The following is a 2581-nucleotide window of genomic DNA, read 5'->3' on the forward strand; positions in this document are numbered from 1 at the left end:
CACCTTAGCTTTAAACTCAGGAGAGTGATTTCTACGTTTTCTAGTCATAATCTGTCCCTGTATTGTTGGGTACTATCAAAACAGATCGACCACTTAAAGTCATGTCCGAAAATTGGGGACCACTTCTGTTTCAGGTGGTGCATTAAAGCATTTATGATACTAATAGAAACCCAACTAACGAAGAATTCGTGATCGCTCAACAGTCGGTTGAGTTGCTATAATTAAATTTAAAATCAAATAGATAAAAGCGAGCTTAGTGCTCTAATGCCGATCAGTTAAGGCCAAAGTGATCGGTTGAACGATCCTTCAGAGCTGTCAAAATCCAAGTGTATTTAATGCACTTGGATTTTTTTATGGATGTTTCTCAAGCTCTAAACATAATTAATGATTGGAAACCTAGCAACGTTGAGACTTTGTCTGACTTACTTCCAATTGACCTCATCAACGAAGCTTATTCTCTTACTGATACCGTCACGATGAGAAAGAGGAAATTAACTCTAGAATCCATGGTTTGGTTACTTGTTGGAATGGCTATCTATAACAATAAATCCATGAAAGACTTAGTTAACCAGCTTGATATTGTCGATCGTACGGGTAAAGCTTTTGTCGCACCGAGTGCGTTGACTCAACGTCGAAAGACGTTGGGTGAAGGCGCAATTAAAGCGGTCTTTGAGCGAATGACGACCTCATGGTTAAAAAGTGCAAAGTTACCCCAGTGGAATGGATTAACGCTTCTTGGCGTCGATGGAGTGGTTTGGCGCACGCCCGATAACCCGCAAAATGAAAATGCATTTTCTCGACAAAAAGGGACACAATATCCGCAAGTGAGAATGGTCTGCCAAATGGAACTAAGCAGTCATATTATCACGGCCAGTGCTTTTGATAACTACAATACAAACGAAATGGTATTAGCTGAAAAACTGATAGAAACAACACCGAATCATAGCGTGACAATGTTCGATAAGGGGTTCTATTCTTTAGGCTTATTACATAAATGGCAAGACTCTGGCTCAGAGCGCCATTGGCTTATTCCCCTCAAGAAAAATACACAATATGACATTGTTCAATCTTTAGGGCGAAATGACAAACTTGTTCAATTACACAGTAATCCAAGAGCTAGAAAGCGATGGTCTGATTTACCAAAGTCGATAACCGCTCGACTTGTCACTCGTAAAATTAAAGGAAAAGACTACCAAGTATTAACTTCTATGACAGATCCGCTGCGTTACCCATCAAAAGATATTACTGGTCTTTATGAGCATCGTTGGGAGATAGAGCTAGGCTACCGAGAGCAAAAACAATACATGCTTGGAAACCGTCTCACGCTGCGAAGTCGTTTACCAGAGTTGGTAAAGCAGGAGTTATGGGGCATCTTGCTTACTTACAATTTAATTCGATATCAGATGGTAGAGCTCTGCTTCAATTTAAAGGGAAACTACCTTCCTTATCAACTGAGTTTTAACGGCACATTAGCTCATGTATCTGCGTTACTTGTAGGCTTACCTTACTCAACACCAGGAGCAATACCTCGTCAGTTAAAGGGTTTTCACAACATGGCTGAAAGCTTAATACTTGAAGGGCGAAGGGAAAGAACATTCCCTAGAACAGTTAAGCCTAGACCACAACGGTATGCTAAGAACAAAAATGCCGTTCACTCTTAAGTGAACGGCATTAGAGCTTAGTGCTCGCTTTTTTTGTACTCATATGTTGGATAGACCATCACTAAGGATGTGCATGGTGACACACCCATTACTAGCTCTATTGACTTCTACAATTCATTTTATGCCCTTAAATCAACAAGGTTCGTGTTGACTTGTTTATGTCGAGTAGACGACACCTGTTACCAAGTGTCGTCCCTCTAAGAACCCAGCGTGCAACTTTCACCGCACTAGGCTCAAGCCTTCACAAAGGCACCTGATGGCACCCAGCAACTTATAAAGCAGCGAGAGCAGGCTCATGCCAAGAGTTACGGCATGGCTTCTTTGATTTTCTCTTAGCCAAGTATTCTTGGTATTGAGGATCAAAAGGCGTAGCGGCACTCCTGATTTTCACATGTCTCTCTATTGGCACCTTAGCTATTTGGAACAGATTGAGCTGACAATCCATATTCATGATCTTCTGCCAACCGTGAAATTGCCATTGACCTTGACGGTTGATGAAGTATTTAAGGGCGATCCAAGTTCTAGATTTTGTTGGATGACGCCTTTTAGCCCAGTGCCATAACGTATGGAATAGCTTGTGACCTACAAATCCGAATACCTGTTTTGCAACGCAGTGTCGATAGTAATTCGACCAACCCCTGAGTTTCGGATTTATCAACTTGATTAAATCGTTAACGGGGATGGTTGCGTGCTTTTTGATGAGTTCGCGCAAGTTACTCAAGAGCATCAAAGTGTTGGATTTACTCGGTTTAATGAGCAGTTTTCCTTTGTACTTCCTATGATTAAAACCTAGGAAGTCAAAACCACGGCTGATATGGGTAATGTGCGTTTTCTCTTCGGAGAGTGTTAAGCCTCTTTCTGCTAAGAAATCAGCAATCAACGGTTTAATATCGTTCTCCAGCACTTCCTTTGAAGCACAG

The 2581-nt window shown here is 41.4% G+C and carries 2 protein-coding genes; one reads left to right on the forward strand and one right to left on the reverse strand.

Annotated features, from left to right (window positions below):
- The first annotated feature begins 353 nt into the window (after positions 1–353).
- Positions 354–1661, forward strand: coding sequence for an IS4-like element ISVa16 family transposase (locus EYW48_RS20770; RefSeq protein ID WP_064624465.1), 1308 nt, complete (start codon positions 354–356; stop codon positions 1659–1661).
- A 271-nt stretch (positions 1662–1932) separates the two neighbouring features.
- On the opposite strand, the gene EYW48_RS20775 is transcribed toward EYW48_RS20770, so the two are convergent.
- The coding region (locus tag EYW48_RS20775; RefSeq protein WP_277433003.1) for a group II intron maturase-specific domain-containing protein at positions 1933–2581 on the reverse strand (649 nt) is incomplete at its 5' end.

Origin of the sequence: Vibrio sp. 1180_3, from assembly GCF_029478545.1 — a bacterium.
GTDB classification, from domain to species: domain Bacteria; phylum Pseudomonadota; class Gammaproteobacteria; order Enterobacterales; family Vibrionaceae; genus Vibrio; species Vibrio aestuarianus.

What these genes read in the sequence shown, in the direction of transcription:
- EYW48_RS20770 (WP_064624465.1), top strand. Translation starts at nt 354, where the DNA reads ATGGATGTTTCTCAAGCTCTAAACATAATTAATGATTGGAAACCTAGC.